Below are 14699 nucleotides of genomic sequence, written 5' to 3'. Positions count from 1 at the left end.
TTTGGTGGCATAAAACGTCACTTGAAAGAGAAAGCTGGTTTAATAGCTCATTGAGCATAAAGTGCTCCCATCTCATTCGACTTTGTTTAATCGGGGCCCGTATGTTTTTCTCAAAACGCTTTTTTCCTTACTTTGTGACGCAATGCCTTGGCGCACTCAATGACAACATCTACAAAAACGTCCTGTTGTTGATGGTGACATACAGCCAAATTGATAACCTACCAATATCCGTCAATCTATTCGTTAATTTGGCGGCAGGCTTATTCATCCTACCTTTCTTTCTATTCTCTACGCATGCTGGTGCCGTCGCTGACAGCATGGACAAAGCCAAATTAATCCGGCGTCTAAAGCTCATCGAGCTGGCTATCATGTCTTGCGCTGCAACCGCTATTGCCACTCAAAGTGCCATGCTGATGCTGGCTCTTTTGTTTATGACAGGCACTCAATCGGCCTATTTTGGTCCCGTAAAATACGCCTTACTACCACAAGCGCTCAAACCAAATGAGCTTGTTAAAGGAAATGCTTGGGTTGAAATGGGCACGTTTCTTTCGATTCTTATAGGTACGCTTAGCGCAGGCCTCCTGCTAGCCATTCCTAATGGTACCTTGATTGCTTCTTGTATCGTGATTGCCTTGTCTTTGCTTGGGTTTATGAGCAGTGTGAACATTCCAGCGATGCCTAGCCAATCGAATGACAAAGCGAAATTTGAACCGATTTCTGGTTTAAAGAACACGTTAAAAGTGGCAAAAAAACAGAGAGGCATTTGGATGTCTATTCTAGCCATCAGTTGGTTTTGGTTCATGGGTGCGACTTACCTGACTCAATTCCCTAACTTTGCGCGTGAACATTTGTTTGCAGACAGCACTGTCGTTTCTTTACTGTTGGCATTATTTTCCATTGGTATCGCGACAGGCTCTTGGTTGTGTGAAAAGCTCTCTTTCAACCACGTTGAGCTTGGTATTTTGCCATTCGGTATCCTTGGTCTGACAGTCTTTGGCGTCGACTTGCTATGGGCAGTCCCAAGTTATCCATCACTTCCGGTGCACTTCTATGATGTGCAAAGCTTCGTTGCCGAATCCAAACATCTGCGCGTCATGATTGACCTATTCCTTGTTGGTGTAAGCGGCGGTGTCTTTATTGTTCCTCTTTATGCGTTCATCCAATCGCGTTCAAACAAAGGTGAATGTGCACGTGCCATTGCTGCTAATAACATCATGAATGCGTTGTTTATGGTGGTGTCTGCTTTGGTTTCGATCGTTGTACTCAGCGTACTAGAGCTTTCTATTGTGGAACTGTTTGCCATGATGGCAATAGGCAACTTCTTCGTGGCAATCTATGTCTATCGTCAAGTACCGGAATTTACACAACGCTTTATCAGTTATTTACTCAGCCATTGTATGTATCGTGTGTCAGTAAAGGGGCGCCAACATATTCCTGAACAAGGTGCTGCGTTAATCGTGGCTAACCATGTTAGCTATGTCGATGCGTTGATTTTGATGGGAACCTCTACTCGCCCGGTTCGTTTTGTGATGGACAAGTCCATCAGCGAGCTGCCTGTTCTTAAATATGTTTTCCGTCATGCCGGTGTTATCCCTATCTGTTCCCCACGTAAGTGTGCCGATACTTACCGACGAGCATTTGAGCAGATTGAACAAGCGCTAAACGACGGTGAAGTTGTCTGTATCTTCCCTGAGGGTCGTTTAACGTCTAACGGTGAATTGGGTGAGTTTCGCCCTGGTGTGGAAAAAATCCTTGAACGTAACCCTGTTCCTGTCATTCCTATGGCGTTAAAAGGGCTTTGGGGTTCTTTTTTCAGCCACAAAGGCGGACATGCTCTCACAAAACGACCGACTCGTTTTTGGTCAAAAGTGGATGTTGTAATCGGTGAAGTGTTAAGCCCAGCTTCTTTAAATCGTCATCAATTGCAACAACAAGTACAGGATTTACTGGGCTGATACGCTTGCTATACCGATCAAACTTTGCAGCAAAACGTAAATATGCACCACAAAGCACAAGTAGTTCCTTGTTAATTAGAGTAGGATATCTACGACGTCATAAATCTAGGAGGTATTATGAGAATCATCATCTTACATGGTCTTTATATGCATGGACTGGTCATGCAACCTCTTAGCCAAAAGCTGCGAAAACTCGGATACGAAACGCAAGTACTCAGCTATAACACTGTTGCTATCGATGAGTCTTCACTGTTTGATTCTATTGATCATTCGCTTAATCCACTGACCACAAACGTGCTCGTGGGGCACAGCCTGGGAGGCTTGATGATTAAGCGCTATCTCGCCAACAGAAAACCGAGCACTAGCTTAATCTCTCATGTTGTCGCTATCGGTTCGCCTCTTAAAGGCGCGTCCATAGTAGGTCGGATTCAAGATCTCGGGTTGGGTGCCATTTTAGGCAATTCGCCACACCACGGATTAAACAAACATGATGACGCGTGGGCTTTTCCGCAAAAACTCGGCAGTATCGCAGGAACGATGCCGATTGGCGCTCGCCCATTGTTGATCCGTAATGACAACACCATGTCGGACGGTACCGTTACCGTAGAAGAGACAAGACTGGACGGTATGCAAGATCATATCGAAGTGAAGCAAACGCATACGAGCCTGATTTACAACACCTTCGTGCCGCAGCAGATTGATCACTTTATTCGCACAGATTATTTCCGTCGATAGCACACTTTTCCATCATACAGATGGAATCGACTTTCCAAGCTATTCAGTTCGCAGTACTATCCTAGCTCCACTTCCTCACAACTTGGATGAAGTGGCACATTTTTAATTGTTCTCAGGGCGGGGCGAAATTCCCCACCGGCGGTATACTTTTTCAAGTGAGCCCGCGAGCGCTCGATTCGTCGAGGTCAGCAGATCTGGTGAGATGCCAGAGCCGACGGTTATAGTCCGGATGAAAGAGAATAAGAATACACCAGCATAGCGAGTCAGATTGCTAAGAGTGCTGGTGCACTTCTTTTTGATCGTATTTTACGACGATCTCTCATACCGCCCTGATTCTGGTGAAATTTAGGAGTTAACCATGAATCAGTCATCACTACTTGCCGAATTCGGCGACCCAATTACTCGCGTTGAAAACGCACTTATCGCTTTAAAAGAAGGTCGTGGCGTACTACTTCTTGATGATGAAGATCGCGAAAACGAAGGCGATATCATTTATTCAGTCGAGCACCTCACTAACGAGCAAATGGCATTGATGATCCGCGAATGTAGCGGCATCGTTTGTTTGTGCTTAACAGATGCTCAAGCAGACAAACTGGAACTGCCTCCAATGGTGGTAAACAACAACAGTGCAAACCAAACCGCATTTACGGTTTCTATTGAAGCGAAAGTTGGTGTAACAACGGGAGTTTCAGCAGCAGATCGCGTGACGACCATTAAAACGGCGGCAAACCCGCACGCAAAACCGGAAGATCTTGCTCGTCCGGGTCACGTATTCCCTCTGCGCGCACGTCCAGGTGGTGTAATGACTCGCCGTGGTCACACAGAAGGTACGATTGACCTGATGCAAATGGCAGGGCTTCAACCCGCTGGCGTACTATGTGAAGTGACCAACCCAGATGGCACGATGGCAAAAGCACCAGAGATCGTTGCGTTTGGTCGCCTGCACAACATGCCAGTGCTGACGATTGAAGACATGGTGATGTACCGCAACCAGTTCGAGTTGAAACTGGCATAATCAGATCTCAGCTCGTGACAGAAGCCGCGCATTTGTGCGGCTTTTTTGATCGATCCTCTTTGCACTTGAGTAGTTATACTTATTGAAACAAGGGGAACAACACCATGAAAGGATTACTGAAACTCGCCGCTATCGTTAGCTTTATCTCCATGAGTTCGCTTGCTCTCGCATCTGAGTGCCCTGATATTCTTCAAGGTAAGCAAAGGTTGTTAAACTCAACAGAAGAAGTCGATCTATGCGAAAGCTTTAAGGGAAAGACACTACTAGTCGTCAATACAGCAAGCCAGTGTGGCTTCACTCCTCAGTTCGAACAGTTAGAAACCCTCTATCAAACTTACAAAGACCAAAACTTCACCGTTATAGGCTTCCCGAGCAATGACTTCCGACAGGATAGAGGAAGCGAAACAAACACTGCGAAAGTCTGTTATCTCGATTACGGGGTCACCTTTCCAATGATGGCTCGCTCCTCAGTATTAGGCGTAGATGCAAACCCCGTATTCAGCGAGATTACTAACCAAGCTGGCATCAAACCAAAATGGAACTTCTATAAGTTTCTAATTAGCTCTGAAGGCAAAGTTATTGCCACTTTTCCAAGCTCCACATCACCGACAAGTACTACGCTTACCAATATGATAGAGCAACAATTGTAAGGTGACGACCATGACAACACGCTCAACCATGCTACAACTCGGTTACTTAGGTCTGGTTCCATTTGTGTTTAGTTTAGGGCTGATTTTCACTGACATCTCACTGTTCAATTTAAGTGGCCAGCAATTTTTCATCGCATACAGCGCCGTTATATTAAGTTTTTTATCCGGCATCCTTTGGGGTAACGGCATTGAGCATTACTACCACCGCCTTAGCAGAAATATATTAATTCTCAGCAACCTTTTTGTCTTACTTGCTTGGGGCGCATTACTGCAGGGTCACAAACATTACGCGGTCGCTACCCTACTCTTAGCAATTGGGTATCTTGCTGTTTGGTATGCAGAAAAACTCGTGAGGAAAGTCGAACAAGACGCCGAGCCCAAGGGATATCAAGGAATGAGGAGCAAACTGACCTTCGGCGTAATCGTAATGCACGGATTGGCTTTAGTTTCATAACCTGGTCTGTCCAGTGCTAAGATCACAAAAAAACGTCTTTTTATAAAACAATGTTCATTTCGTGAATGCACACATATTTTGAACACTGTTTTGTTTTATTTATGAATCAATCCACATATAAGTATTTCAAAGCATTCACAAAGGATATGAATATGTTTTTTCGCAAACTTTTGTTTAGCACTGCGATGATCAATGCAACGACAGGTTGCGTGTCTTACCAAGCACAACAAGCCGCCGCTCAAACAGTAAATAATACAGGCGCCGTGCTTACCAATGTGATTAAAACCACGATTGCTCAGCCATGTAATGTCGCAATCACTGCAGCTAGCTTGTTTTATCCGCATGCCATATTTATGACTAGTGTTCCGACTCAAGCATGCACAAGCGTTCTTAGATAATGCGAAAGTGATAAGCATAAAAAATGGCGACTCTACCGTCGCCATTTTTAAGCATCAATGCTATTTATAGTTACAGCGTCAATAAGTAATTAACTAATTGATTGTACTCGTCGTAAGTACGAATTTCGTTGGCCAAAACAATGTACTTATTGTTCACAACCACACCTGGAACCCCTCTTAACGTGCTGGCTGCAAATTGTTTGTCAAAGCCTTTCTGCATTGAGTTTACGGCAAAGCTATTGTAAGCGGCATCAAACTTCTTACCTTCTACGCCATTATCAACGAAGAGCTGTTTCAGCTCAGCTTCATCTTTTGGCGCTTGTCGCTTTTGATGAATTTGGGCAAACATGGCAGGAATCATTGTATCTTCAACCCCGAGCGACACCATCGTCGCGTAGGACTTGGCCATCGGAATCGCCATATCTCCGCCCATGAACCCCACATGTACCTTTTCAAACTTTGCCTCTTTTGGCAGAGCAGGTTTTAAACGCTCAATAAGCGACTCGAACTTGTAGCAATGTGGGCAATAAAAAGAAAAGAATTCCGTCACAACAGGTTTCGATGCTTTCTTAACATCCAGAACTTTGTAGTGCTTCCCTTCTTCAAATTGCGCTGCATGAGCGGTAAAAGTCAGTAAAAGTGCGCTACATAAGGCAAGTAGTTTTTTCATTGTTTATTTCCTTGTGGCATTCAAATGCCAAATCATTTCATTTGGTAAAAAGGGGGGGAAATCCCAAGTAATTTGAGATGAGGAATTAAACAATCGGAGGACGATAAAGCTTGGTGATCACTGTCACTACTTTTTCGACTAAAGGCCTATCAATCAATGCAAGGCTGTAAGGAAGAAGCAGTAAGTCGTTTTGAGATAAGTTGGCGGGAATTTTGACCATACAGGAAGAGCTACAACTCGTGTGAGACTGTTGCACCTTATTGATAGTTGACTCATCGTGATGTGATTCTACGCAGTCGTCATTGACGCCAAGTTGTTTGTGCAGAGCAGCCTGTTGAACAATAGTATCGCGTACTTCAATTGTTTTCACCGGGGCTGAAGCCTTTGCCATAGGAGCGACACTGCTCAAAAGCATAGCGGCTAAACAAACTATCGCGATCAACAATGTACGGTTAAACTTCAACATAGCTACATCAACAAAAATGGTGATTTAAGATAATACATGATAACGATTTGACTTCAAGATACGGACTCTGAGTTCCGCCTCGCCTAAAAACTTGGTACGTTAACGGTTCCATATCCTTGAGGCTTCTCAATACCGCTCCCCTCTCACATGAACTCATAGCGATTAAGCTATTCATCATTCAGATAGTTCTTCACCTGATACCAGCGACAATTCGATAAAACTTGAAATCGTTATGAAACACGAGTAATAGTTAGAGCAGTTTTTGTACGAACAAGGAAAGATCAATGCTTAAAAAGAGATTCTTTAAGACAAAAGATGAAGTTGAAGTCACGTTCGAGCTAGATAAAGACCAGTGGGACTCCATCCATATTGCTGGGGATTTTAACAACTGGCAGCCAGAACCGATGAAATTAGTGAAGAAAAGCCGTCAATTTAAATTTAAAACGCGCTTACCTAAAGAGCAGAATGTTCAGTTCCGCTACTTGCTCAATGATGCAAAGTGGGAAAACGATCCTCAAGCCGACGCTTATGTTCCCAATGCTTTTGGCAGCGACAACAGCGTCGTGTGCACCACCGAATAAAACGTAAGTTCACCCTAATATTCCATATTAAGGCGCAACAGTTGCGCCTTTTTTAGACTTTTCAAAATGTGATTAATGATTAAGTTTGAATCATTACTTGGGGTATTTATCGAATAAACTCATCCGATAACCTTATTCTGAGAAAGCTTTATTTGAAATAATTCGTAAATTTGTTTAAGTTCCAGTGATATTAAATATTGTATACATCACTCAAATGAACGCACAACAAGTCAAACCATCTTTAATCATTGTGGAAGACGATCCCAAATTACAAGCTATGCTGGGAGAGTATTTTGTTGAACAAGGTTTCCAGGTCAAATGTATCGACAACGGGACAGACGCACCGGAAGCGATTATTGACACACAGCCAGACGTGGTTTTGTTAGATTTGATGCTACCTGGACAAGACGGCCTGAGCGTATGTCGTCAAATCCGTGAATGCTACAAAGGCAAAGTGTTGATGCTGACAGCGAGTGATGACGACTTCGATCACGTCGCCGCATTAGAAATTGGCGCCGATGACTTTGTTACCAAGCCTATCAAACCTCGCGTGCTGCTGGCACGCATTCGCATGCTATTGAGAAGAAAAGAGGCAGCCTCTACCGAGTCCGAAAACGGTCTACAAATTGGAGTGCTGTGTTTAAACCGATTACGTAAATCATGCGTCATGAACCAGGAAGAAATTGCGCTGACTGACGGTGAGTTCGATTTATTATGGGTTCTCGCAACACACGCAGAAAAAACACTCTCACGTGAGTGGTTAACGAAAACACTACGTGGTATTGAGTACGACGGTACAGATCGCACCATTGACAACCGTATTGTGACATTGAGAAAAAAATTAGGCGATGCTTCTTGCTCTCCACAAAAAATCATTACGGTTCGCGGCAAAGGCTACCTATTTATGCCTGATGCATGGAATGAATAATGAGACGGATTTATCTGGAAAGCTTTGTCGGTCTTATCATTCTATTTATGGTGAGTTTGTGGGGTTACGAATTCTTAGTCTATGAGATCAACACAGATTACGATTACCTGCTACAAGAGCAAGAAGGTCAAGCTTTCCACGATCTTATCTATCCTATCTACGAAGAGCACGGACTAGAATACACTCAACAACAGCTTGAGCAATTTGCCACGTCCAGCCATCGCTTGTTGATTCCTCACGCGCTCGAAGAACTTCCAGAGGACATCAGAAAAGCATTTGAAAGTGAAACCTCTGTTAACGTTGCTTACGACGAAGAAAGGGATATATGGTTCCGCCTAGATGCGGACACCCCTATTTTCAAAATGATCGATGATCCGGATAGCTCAGTTATTCAGGCGATTAACTTTGATGACAACATTGTATGGTTATTCTTTTTAGCCGGATTTGCTCTGTATTGCATACTGCTGATCTGGTTTTTGAGTCGTCGAATTCGTGAGTTAGAAAGAGTCACGGTCGAGTTTGCTTCAGGCAACTTCAAAGCACGAGCAAGCACCTCAAGCGCCAAATCCGTTGGGACACTGAACAAAAGCTTTAATACGATGGCTGACAAAGTTTCTCGCCTGATCACTAGCAATAAAATGCTGACCAATGCAGTTGCGCATGAATTACGCACTCCTATTTTTCGTTTACAGTGGCAAGCTGACTTGTTATCGGACTCTACATTAACCGAACAACAGAAAAAGCATGTACGTAGTATCGTCGAGGACATTGACGAGATGGAAGACATGGTTGAAGAGTTGCTTTATTACGCCAAAATGGAACGCCCAGATACGGCGTTGCAAACAGAAAACGTAGCGCTCGCCAAGTTAGTTAATGAGTTAAAACAGAGATGGCAAAAAGAGACCAAATTATCAATCTCACTCAATGAAACAAACTCTGAAAACGCGCGCGCATTCGCCGATCCAAAACTGCTAAAGCGTGCCTTGGATAATCTGCTACGCAATGCAATGCGATACGCAAATACTCAAATTATGGTTGAGATAAAAAATGATCAGCAAAGCTGCTTAATCCATGTACATGATGATGGTATAGGTATAGAAGAGCAGCATTGGCCTCACCTTTTTGAAGCATTTTATAGCGCGGATGAGTCCCGAAACAAAAACACGAGTGGATTTGGGCTCGGTTTGGCGATCGTCAGGCAGATAATGGAACTTCAACATGGTGAGGTTTCGATTTCTCATAGCCCACTTGGTGGTGCTTGCTTCACACTTCGTCTTCCAAAATCAGACAGTTAAGTTAACGTCTTTCCTCCTTTACAGAAGACGACACTTCAATACACTCCAGCGACAGAGCCCAACAATAAAACAGTGTACATTTAATCCATAAATTCACAGAACAAATGGATAATACTCATGTACAAACCTTTTATTCTGGTTATGACGCTTGCCTCTACTCTTAGCGCTTGTACTTATAATCAAAAGCCTGTTGTCGACATGACCAATGTTGATCCTGCTAAATATGAACAAGATTTTCTTTATTGCCAAGGGTATGCGGACAACGTAGACAAAACGGAAGCTGCAAAATCTGAAACCGCTAATGGTGCAGTTACAGGTGCACTAATTGGGGCAGCAGCTGGAGCACTAGAAAGCGGGATAGGAGGGGCTGCTATAGGTGCCGCTGCAGGCGGTGCTGTAGGAGCAGGGGCCGGAGCGTTGAGTGGAAGCAATGACTCCACCAAGACACAATCTCTCGTACTGCGAAAATGCCTTCAGAATAAAGGCTATACCGTCTACGACCTTGATTAATTCAACTCTTTTTTCTTATTCAAACCCTATATCGTTGTGTGATGAATGCCATTCACAAATGTTTCACGCAAGAACGATTAGTCTCATTTCATCGTTTGGATAGATGCACAATCTAAATTATTAAGCTGTAGTAAGGTCATATTTTGAAGCCAGGAAAAACAGGTCTACGCCGTGTCATGGATGCGACCGGCTATTCATTTCAGGGATTGAAAGCCGCATGGAAATACGAAGCCGCCTTCAGACAAGAATTGATTCTAGCCTTAGTGCTTTCCGTCTGTGCTTTTTTCCTTCCAGTCACCACATTTGAAAGAGTACTGATGATCAGTAGCCTGTTATTGGTCCTGATCGTCGAACTTATTAATTCCGCCGTAGAAGCGGTTGTCGACCGTGTTAGCGATGACTGGCACGAGCTCAGTGGTAGAGCCAAAGATATCGGCTCGGCTGCAGTATTTGTTGCGCTCACTCTTGCCCTTTTTGTTTGGGCTTCGTTCTTGCTCTGATTTTGATTCAAGACATTTACTTATGAAGACACATAATTTGCAACAAAAAGGTATCTCGTACGTTACCTTTACTTTCTTGTTGGCACTCTATTTCGCGCTGGTTGTAAACATTCCTATTTACAAAGAGCTGAATGGTATTTTTTCAAGCCTAGATAATGTCAAAATTGGCTTTATTATTACGATACCCATTTTCTTTCTTGCCGCGCTCAATTTCCTTTTTAACTTATTTAGTTGGCCTTGGGTTGGAAAGCCATTCTTTATTATTTTGCTCATAATTTCGAGTATGGTGAGCTACGCAAGTTACAACTATGGCACGCTTTTCGATTCTGGAATGATTGCTAATATTGCTGAAACCGATTCGAGCGAGGCAAGCTCTTACCTGAGTACTTATTCTGTAGTCTGGACGCTACTTATGGGGGGCGTCCCTGCGATGATTGTCTATAAGGTCAAGTTGCAATCTCAGCGCAACCAATTGCTGTATTTTTCTCTCACGAAGTTGGTGTCGATGTTGTCATCTCTTGCAGTAATTGCTGTTATTGCCAGTGTTTACTACCAAGACTATGCATCTGTCGGTCGCAATAACAGCTATCTGAAAAAAATCATTATTCCCACTCAATTCGTTTACAGCGCGACTGGGTATGTAAAGGAGAAATACTTCACCACGCCAGAGCCGTATCGCGAGATTGGAATCGATGCAAAGCAGTCAGATAGCGCAGTAAAGCAAGCACAGAACAAGCCGACACTACTGGTGTTTGTTGTCGGAGAAACCGCTCGAACGCAGAACTACCAACTCAATGGCTATAAGCGAGAGACAAACCCTTACACCAGTAAGCTGGATGTGATTTCATTTCAAGAGGTTGCGTCTTGTGGCACTGCAACTGCAGTATCTGTGCCTTGCATGTTTTCTCAGCTCACGCGAAGCGAGTTTGAACGGACCAAGGCAGATAACCAAGATAATGCTCTCGACATCATGCAGCGCGCTGGAGTTGACCTCATCTGGAAAGAAAATGATGGCGGAGACAAAGAAGTCGCCCACAAGATCAAGAAAATTGAAGTTAACCGAAAGCAAGCAAGTCCTCTGTGTAACGGTCAAACCTGTTACGATATGGCGCTGTTAGATCACTTTGATCAAGAAGTTGCGGATATGCACGGCAATCGCGTTGTCGCCATGCACCTTATAGGAAGCCATGGTCCTACCTACTTCCAGCGTTATCCTAGAGACAAAGCGTTTTTCAAACCAGACTGCCCACGTGCAGATATAGAAAACTGTAGCGTCGAACAAATCGTGAATACGTACGACAATACGATACGCTACACTGATCTTGTGTTGGCAGAAACTATCAACAAACTCAAAGCATTAGAGTCTCAATATAATACCGCTCTCATCTACGTATCAGATCATGGTGAATCATTAGGCGAAAACGGATTGTTCTTACATGGCATGCCTTACGGCCTTGCACCAGACTTCCAAAAACGTGTTCCTTTGCTCATGTGGCTATCTTCCGGCTTTAAGCAAGTGAAACAAATAAACACCGACTGTTTGTCGAATGAAGCGCAAAAGGCAGGCCAGTACTCACATGATAACGTGTTCCACTCTTTATTAGGCGTTATGGATGTACAAACCCAAGCCTACGACGGCAAGTTGGATATATTCAAAGATTGCCGCACGACTTCCTAAGTGGACCAACAAAGCCTGACTCAAAATGTGAGTCAGGCTCTTTTCTAACAAGGCATTTAAACTCATCAGCTTGCCAAGCGTTATACTACAACCTGCCATCCATACATCGAAATAAGGACTAGGATGAAAATTGGTATTATTGGTTTAGGAGATATTGCTCAGAAAGCATACCTTCCCGTTATCACTCAGCTTCCAAATATCGAACTTGTATTTTGTACCCGCAACGCAAATGCACTTGAGAGTCTGGCTAAGCAATATCGAATCTCAGAGACCTGTCAAGACTACCAGCAGCTTCTGCACTTTGGCGTAGATGCTGTCATGATTCATGCGGCAACAAGCGTACATCCTCAAATCGCAGCATTCTTTTTGCAACATGGAATCCCAACCTTTGTCGACAAACCATTAGCGGACAATGCTGATGACGTGGAAAAACTGTACGATATTGCCGAAAAAGAAAAACAACCACTTTATGTGGGCTTCAACCGACGTCATATTCCGCTTTACAACCAACACATGCCAGAGGTACAGCAAGGCAACATTTCTGACCTAAAATCGCTACGCTGGGAAAAGAACCGTCACCAACTACCAGGCGATATTCGTACCTTTATATTTGATGATTTTATTCACCCATTAGACAGTATTAACGTGACAGCCAAGACCGATTTAAAAGAGGCTTATATAACGCATCAACTTGAGGGTGCCCAATTGGCGCGTTTAGACATTCAGTGGCAACACGGAGATACTTTACTCCACGCTTCGATGAATCGTCACTTCGGTGTGACTATGGAGCGCGTTCAAGCTTGTTATGCTAACAAAGCAGTGGAATTCGACTCTTTCGTTGAAGGGAAACGATGGCAAGCGAACCAAGAGCAAAAAATCAATTTGAAAGATTGGACGCCAATGCTGACGAGCAAAGGTTTCCATGCGATGTTGCTAGACTGGTTTAACGTCGTTGAATCTGGAAAAATCGCTAGTGAAGTAGTGAAACGCAACATTGCTAGCCATCAGTTAGCAGAGCAAATTTGTCAATATATCGAGAAAGTTAACTCTAGGTAGCTTAATTCTTGGCTATATGCTTAATCGAGTATTACGCTCTATACTAAAACAAACGTAGCTTCAGGGAGTCATTCATTCTCTGTTAATACTTATGCGGCTATTCTATCAAGCAAGTGAATGAGGGAACGGATCACGTTTATTAACGGAGTGGTTCTAGTTTTACATTACTATACCCTCAGGAACCTGCATCGTCATATTCAAGAGTAAAGGAAATAGAATGAGAACACTCGGTAACATCATTTGGTTTGTATTTGGTGGCGTATTTATGGGGTTGCTATGGTGGTTTTTCGGTATCTTAGCCTTTATTAGCATCATCGGAATACCTTGGGGGCGTGCGTGTATCGTTATGGGTAATTTTTCCTTTTTCCCATTCGGAAAAGAAGCCATTTCACGCGATGAATTGACCAATGAAATGGACATTGGTACGAGCCCTCTAGGCGTTATCGGCAACGTCCTTTGGTTTGTCTTTGCAGGTCTTTGGTTAGCAATCGGTCACGTACTTTCCGCCGCAGCGTGTTTTGTAACCATCATTGGTATTCCGTTTGCACTCCAACACCTGAAGCTTGCGGTTATTTCACTCGCACCAATTGGTAAAACGGTTGTGTCGTCAGAAGAAGCTGCAATGGCTCGGTACAATATCAACCGCTAACAAACAGCCAATATACTTTCTATCCTCTGGGCAATCGTGCTCAGAGGGCAACTCCCGTCAAAAGTAAGCCTATTATCGCTATCGCATATTCAATAATGGTTGATTGTATATCCATACCGTCACCTTTAAGTTGAAGTTCACCCTAGCTCTGCACTACTTTACTTTTTATTAATCAATGAATTAGCTTAACCCTCCAAGCTCACCCACGCTCAAAAATCAGTATTATTTCCGCTCATCTAAATTGAGTTCATTTACGAAAAGTCGAACTATAAGCATAGTTGATATTAATGATTTTTGACGATAAATAACTCACACCAATCCAGCGATAGTTCCAGCGTTTACTTTTTCTCAGTAAACGCAAGCCGTTACGAAAGCGGGTTTCTTCCCGATCAAAGCCACCACTTCGCATCACTATAGCTTTTCTTTAAAGGCAACAAATATTCGTTGTTATCTTGAGTAAATTATTTTGTTTGTCGCATTTAAGTTCAATCAATATTATTCGCGACATCAGAGAAATAGACCATTGAGCTCCTTAGCATTTATCACAGACATAGAACGTAAAGCCCCTTTTTTGCTCGTTTTTCTTTTTACAAATGTTCTAACTCAACGTCTATTCAGACAGGAATACACCGTGGATAAATATCAAGCTGCTTATGCCAAACGTCTAGAGAAGTTAAAGGGTAATCAATCTCCAAAAACGATAGCCCGTCTTTCGGCTTGGGAGGCATTTCTTAACAAAGAGTACGAACTCCAAGACTTAGAATACCAACTATCAGACGCAGCACACCTACACTATGAACAATCTCATGTGAAAAATGATATTTCTTTTAAGGCGTTCAAGCGGGCGTTCTATAACGAATCCATCAAAATCTACAACCTAACCGATGGCGCCTCTATACAGAAAGTATTCACTCCGCTGCTCGCATTAACGACAGTTTGGGTGCTATTTATCTGCTTTTTTGACAAGTGATCATCACTTTTATTAGAACAATAAACTTAGGGCGCTTGCATCATGATTCAAAACGATAACCAGACGCACAACGCCCCACTTAAATATAAAAAAGGAGTTTGATCTTGTATGTCTAAGATGACACTTCTTTTAATTACAACAACGATCAGTATCGGAATTACAGGCGCCGCTTTCTGTGTGGGAGTGACA

General features: G+C 43.3%; 17 protein-coding genes and 1 riboswitch. Of the genes, 15 read left to right on the top strand and 2 right to left on the bottom strand.

Translation table 11 applies throughout. The annotated features are described in order from the left end of the window. Positions 1-101 precede the first annotated feature (101 nt). From NL645_RS00875 to NL645_RS00850, 6 genes are all read left to right on the top strand, one after another. On the top strand, positions 102-1955 hold the full coding sequence (locus NL645_RS00875; RefSeq protein WP_253650990.1) for an MFS transporter: 1854 nt from the start codon (positions 102-104) through the stop codon (positions 1953-1955). Between the two features lie 117 nt (positions 1956-2072). Continuing rightward, entirely contained in the window at positions 2073-2690 is a 618-nt protein-coding gene (locus NL645_RS00870; protein WP_005396355.1) for an acetyltransferase/hydrolase, read from the top strand. A gap of 104 nt (positions 2691-2794) precedes the next feature. Then, positions 2795-2935, top strand: a riboswitch (FMN riboswitch). 113 nt (positions 2936-3048) lie between these two features. Beyond that, positions 3049-3705, top strand: a complete 657-nt coding sequence (gene ribB, locus NL645_RS00865) for a 3,4-dihydroxy-2-butanone-4-phosphate synthase (RefSeq protein ID WP_006741191.1) — start codon at positions 3049-3051, stop codon at positions 3703-3705. A 104-nt stretch (positions 3706-3809) separates the two neighbouring features. After that, positions 3810-4355 (top strand): glutathione peroxidase, encoded by a 546-nt coding sequence (locus NL645_RS00860; RefSeq protein WP_043046033.1) that lies wholly within the window; start codon positions 3810-3812, stop codon positions 4353-4355. Positions 4356-4365: 10 nt separating this feature from the next. Continuing rightward, entirely contained in the window at positions 4366-4809 is a 444-nt protein-coding gene (locus tag NL645_RS00855) for a DUF3429 domain-containing protein (protein ID WP_005396352.1), read from the top strand. A 152-nt stretch (positions 4810-4961) separates the two neighbouring features. Next, positions 4962-5207: a hypothetical protein gene (locus NL645_RS00850; RefSeq protein ID WP_005373664.1), complete on the top strand. Its 246-nt coding sequence runs from the start codon at positions 4962-4964 to the stop codon at positions 5205-5207. 70 nt (positions 5208-5277) lie between these two features. Here NL645_RS00850 and NL645_RS00845 read toward each other — a convergent pair whose 3' ends face one another. Together NL645_RS00845 and NL645_RS00840 are read right to left on the bottom strand one after the other, a co-directional pair. Then, positions 5278-5877, bottom strand: a complete 600-nt coding sequence (locus NL645_RS00845; protein WP_005396351.1) for a thiol:disulfide interchange protein DsbA/DsbL — start codon at positions 5875-5877, stop codon at positions 5278-5280. 85 nt (positions 5878-5962) lie between these two features. Further along, positions 5963-6343, bottom strand: a complete 381-nt coding sequence (locus NL645_RS00840; RefSeq protein ID WP_253650989.1) for a hypothetical protein — start codon at positions 6341-6343, stop codon at positions 5963-5965. Positions 6344-6627: 284 nt separating this feature from the next. On the opposite strand from NL645_RS00840, the gene NL645_RS00835 reads away from it, so the two are divergent. The 9 genes from NL645_RS00835 to NL645_RS00795 all read left to right on the top strand — a co-directional run bounded on the left by NL645_RS00835 (position 6628) and on the right by NL645_RS00795 (position 14510). Then, positions 6628-6924 carry an isoamylase early set domain-containing protein gene (locus tag NL645_RS00835; protein WP_005396349.1) on the top strand — a complete coding sequence of 99 codons (297 nt, stop codon included), beginning with the start codon at positions 6628-6630 and terminating at the stop codon, positions 6922-6924. Positions 6925-7138: 214 nt separating this feature from the next. Beyond that, entirely contained in the window at positions 7139-7852 is a 714-nt protein-coding gene (locus tag NL645_RS00830) for a response regulator (RefSeq protein WP_005396348.1), read from the top strand. Beyond that, positions 7852-9147: an ATP-binding protein gene (locus NL645_RS00825; protein WP_253650988.1), complete on the top strand. Its 1296-nt coding sequence runs from the start codon at positions 7852-7854 to the stop codon at positions 9145-9147. Before NL645_RS00830 ends, NL645_RS00825 begins: the two co-directional genes overlap by 1 nt. A 117-nt stretch (positions 9148-9264) precedes the next feature. After that, positions 9265-9657 (top strand): glycine zipper family protein, encoded by a 393-nt coding sequence (locus NL645_RS00820; RefSeq protein ID WP_253650987.1) that lies wholly within the window; start codon positions 9265-9267, stop codon positions 9655-9657. A 143-nt stretch (positions 9658-9800) separates the two neighbouring features. Continuing rightward, the gene (locus NL645_RS00815; protein WP_012842368.1) at positions 9801-10157 is read left to right on the top strand and encodes a diacylglycerol kinase; all 357 of its coding nucleotides are present in this window, start codon (positions 9801-9803) and stop codon (positions 10155-10157) included. Positions 10158-10179: 22 nt separating this feature from the next. Continuing rightward, entirely contained in the window at positions 10180-11835 is a 1656-nt protein-coding gene (locus NL645_RS00810; RefSeq protein WP_253650986.1) for a phosphoethanolamine transferase, read from the top strand. A gap of 123 nt (positions 11836-11958) precedes the next feature. Further along, complete coding sequence (locus NL645_RS00805) at positions 11959-12891, top strand: Gfo/Idh/MocA family protein (protein ID WP_145534548.1); 933 nt, start codon at positions 11959-11961, stop codon at positions 12889-12891. A 217-nt stretch (positions 12892-13108) separates the two neighbouring features. Further along, entirely contained in the window at positions 13109-13540 is a 432-nt protein-coding gene (locus NL645_RS00800; protein WP_005373685.1) for a YccF domain-containing protein, read from the top strand. Positions 13541-14171: 631 nt separating this feature from the next. Further along, a complete protein-coding gene (locus NL645_RS00795; protein WP_006741201.1) occupies positions 14172-14510 on the top strand; it encodes a hypothetical protein in 339 nt (112 codons plus the stop codon). Positions 14511-14699: the final 189 nt, after the last annotated feature.

The sequence above is a fragment of the Vibrio sp. Y51_MX_L26 genome (genome assembly GCF_024181935.1).
Classification (GTDB): domain Bacteria; phylum Pseudomonadota; class Gammaproteobacteria; order Enterobacterales; family Vibrionaceae; genus Vibrio; species Vibrio diabolicus.
This window is presented reverse-complemented; position numbering and strand designations above follow the sequence as displayed.

Bases quoted from the DNA above. Each gene is read 5' to 3' on its own strand.
- NL645_RS00875 (WP_253650990.1), top strand. From the start codon at position 102: ATGTTTTTCTCAAAACGCTTTTTTCCTTACTTTGTGACGCAATGCCTT.
- NL645_RS00870 (WP_005396355.1), top strand. From the start codon at position 2,073: ATGAGAATCATCATCTTACATGGTCTTTATATGCATGGACTGGTCATG.
- ribB (WP_006741191.1), top strand. From the start codon at position 3,049: ATGAATCAGTCATCACTACTTGCCGAATTCGGCGACCCAATTACTCGC.
- NL645_RS00860 (WP_043046033.1), top strand. From the start codon at position 3,810: ATGAAAGGATTACTGAAACTCGCCGCTATCGTTAGCTTTATCTCCATG.
- NL645_RS00855 (WP_005396352.1), top strand. From the start codon at position 4,366: ATGACAACACGCTCAACCATGCTACAACTCGGTTACTTAGGTCTGGTT.
- NL645_RS00850 (WP_005373664.1), top strand. From the start codon at position 4,962: ATGTTTTTTCGCAAACTTTTGTTTAGCACTGCGATGATCAATGCAACG.
- NL645_RS00845 (WP_005396351.1), bottom strand. From the start codon at position 5,877: ATGAAAAAACTACTTGCCTTATGTAGCGCACTTTTACTGACTTTTACC.
- NL645_RS00840 (WP_253650989.1), bottom strand. From the start codon at position 6,343: ATGTTGAAGTTTAACCGTACATTGTTGATCGCGATAGTTTGTTTAGCC.
- NL645_RS00835 (WP_005396349.1), top strand. From the start codon at position 6,628: ATGCTTAAAAAGAGATTCTTTAAGACAAAAGATGAAGTTGAAGTCACG.
- NL645_RS00830 (WP_005396348.1), top strand. From the start codon at position 7,139: ATGAACGCACAACAAGTCAAACCATCTTTAATCATTGTGGAAGACGAT.
- NL645_RS00825 (WP_253650988.1), top strand. From the start codon at position 7,852: ATGAGACGGATTTATCTGGAAAGCTTTGTCGGTCTTATCATTCTATTT.
- NL645_RS00820 (WP_253650987.1), top strand. From the start codon at position 9,265: ATGTACAAACCTTTTATTCTGGTTATGACGCTTGCCTCTACTCTTAGC.
- NL645_RS00810 (WP_253650986.1), top strand. From the start codon at position 10,180: ATGAAGACACATAATTTGCAACAAAAAGGTATCTCGTACGTTACCTTT.
- NL645_RS00805 (WP_145534548.1), top strand. From the start codon at position 11,959: ATGAAAATTGGTATTATTGGTTTAGGAGATATTGCTCAGAAAGCATAC.
- NL645_RS00800 (WP_005373685.1), top strand. From the start codon at position 13,109: ATGAGAACACTCGGTAACATCATTTGGTTTGTATTTGGTGGCGTATTT.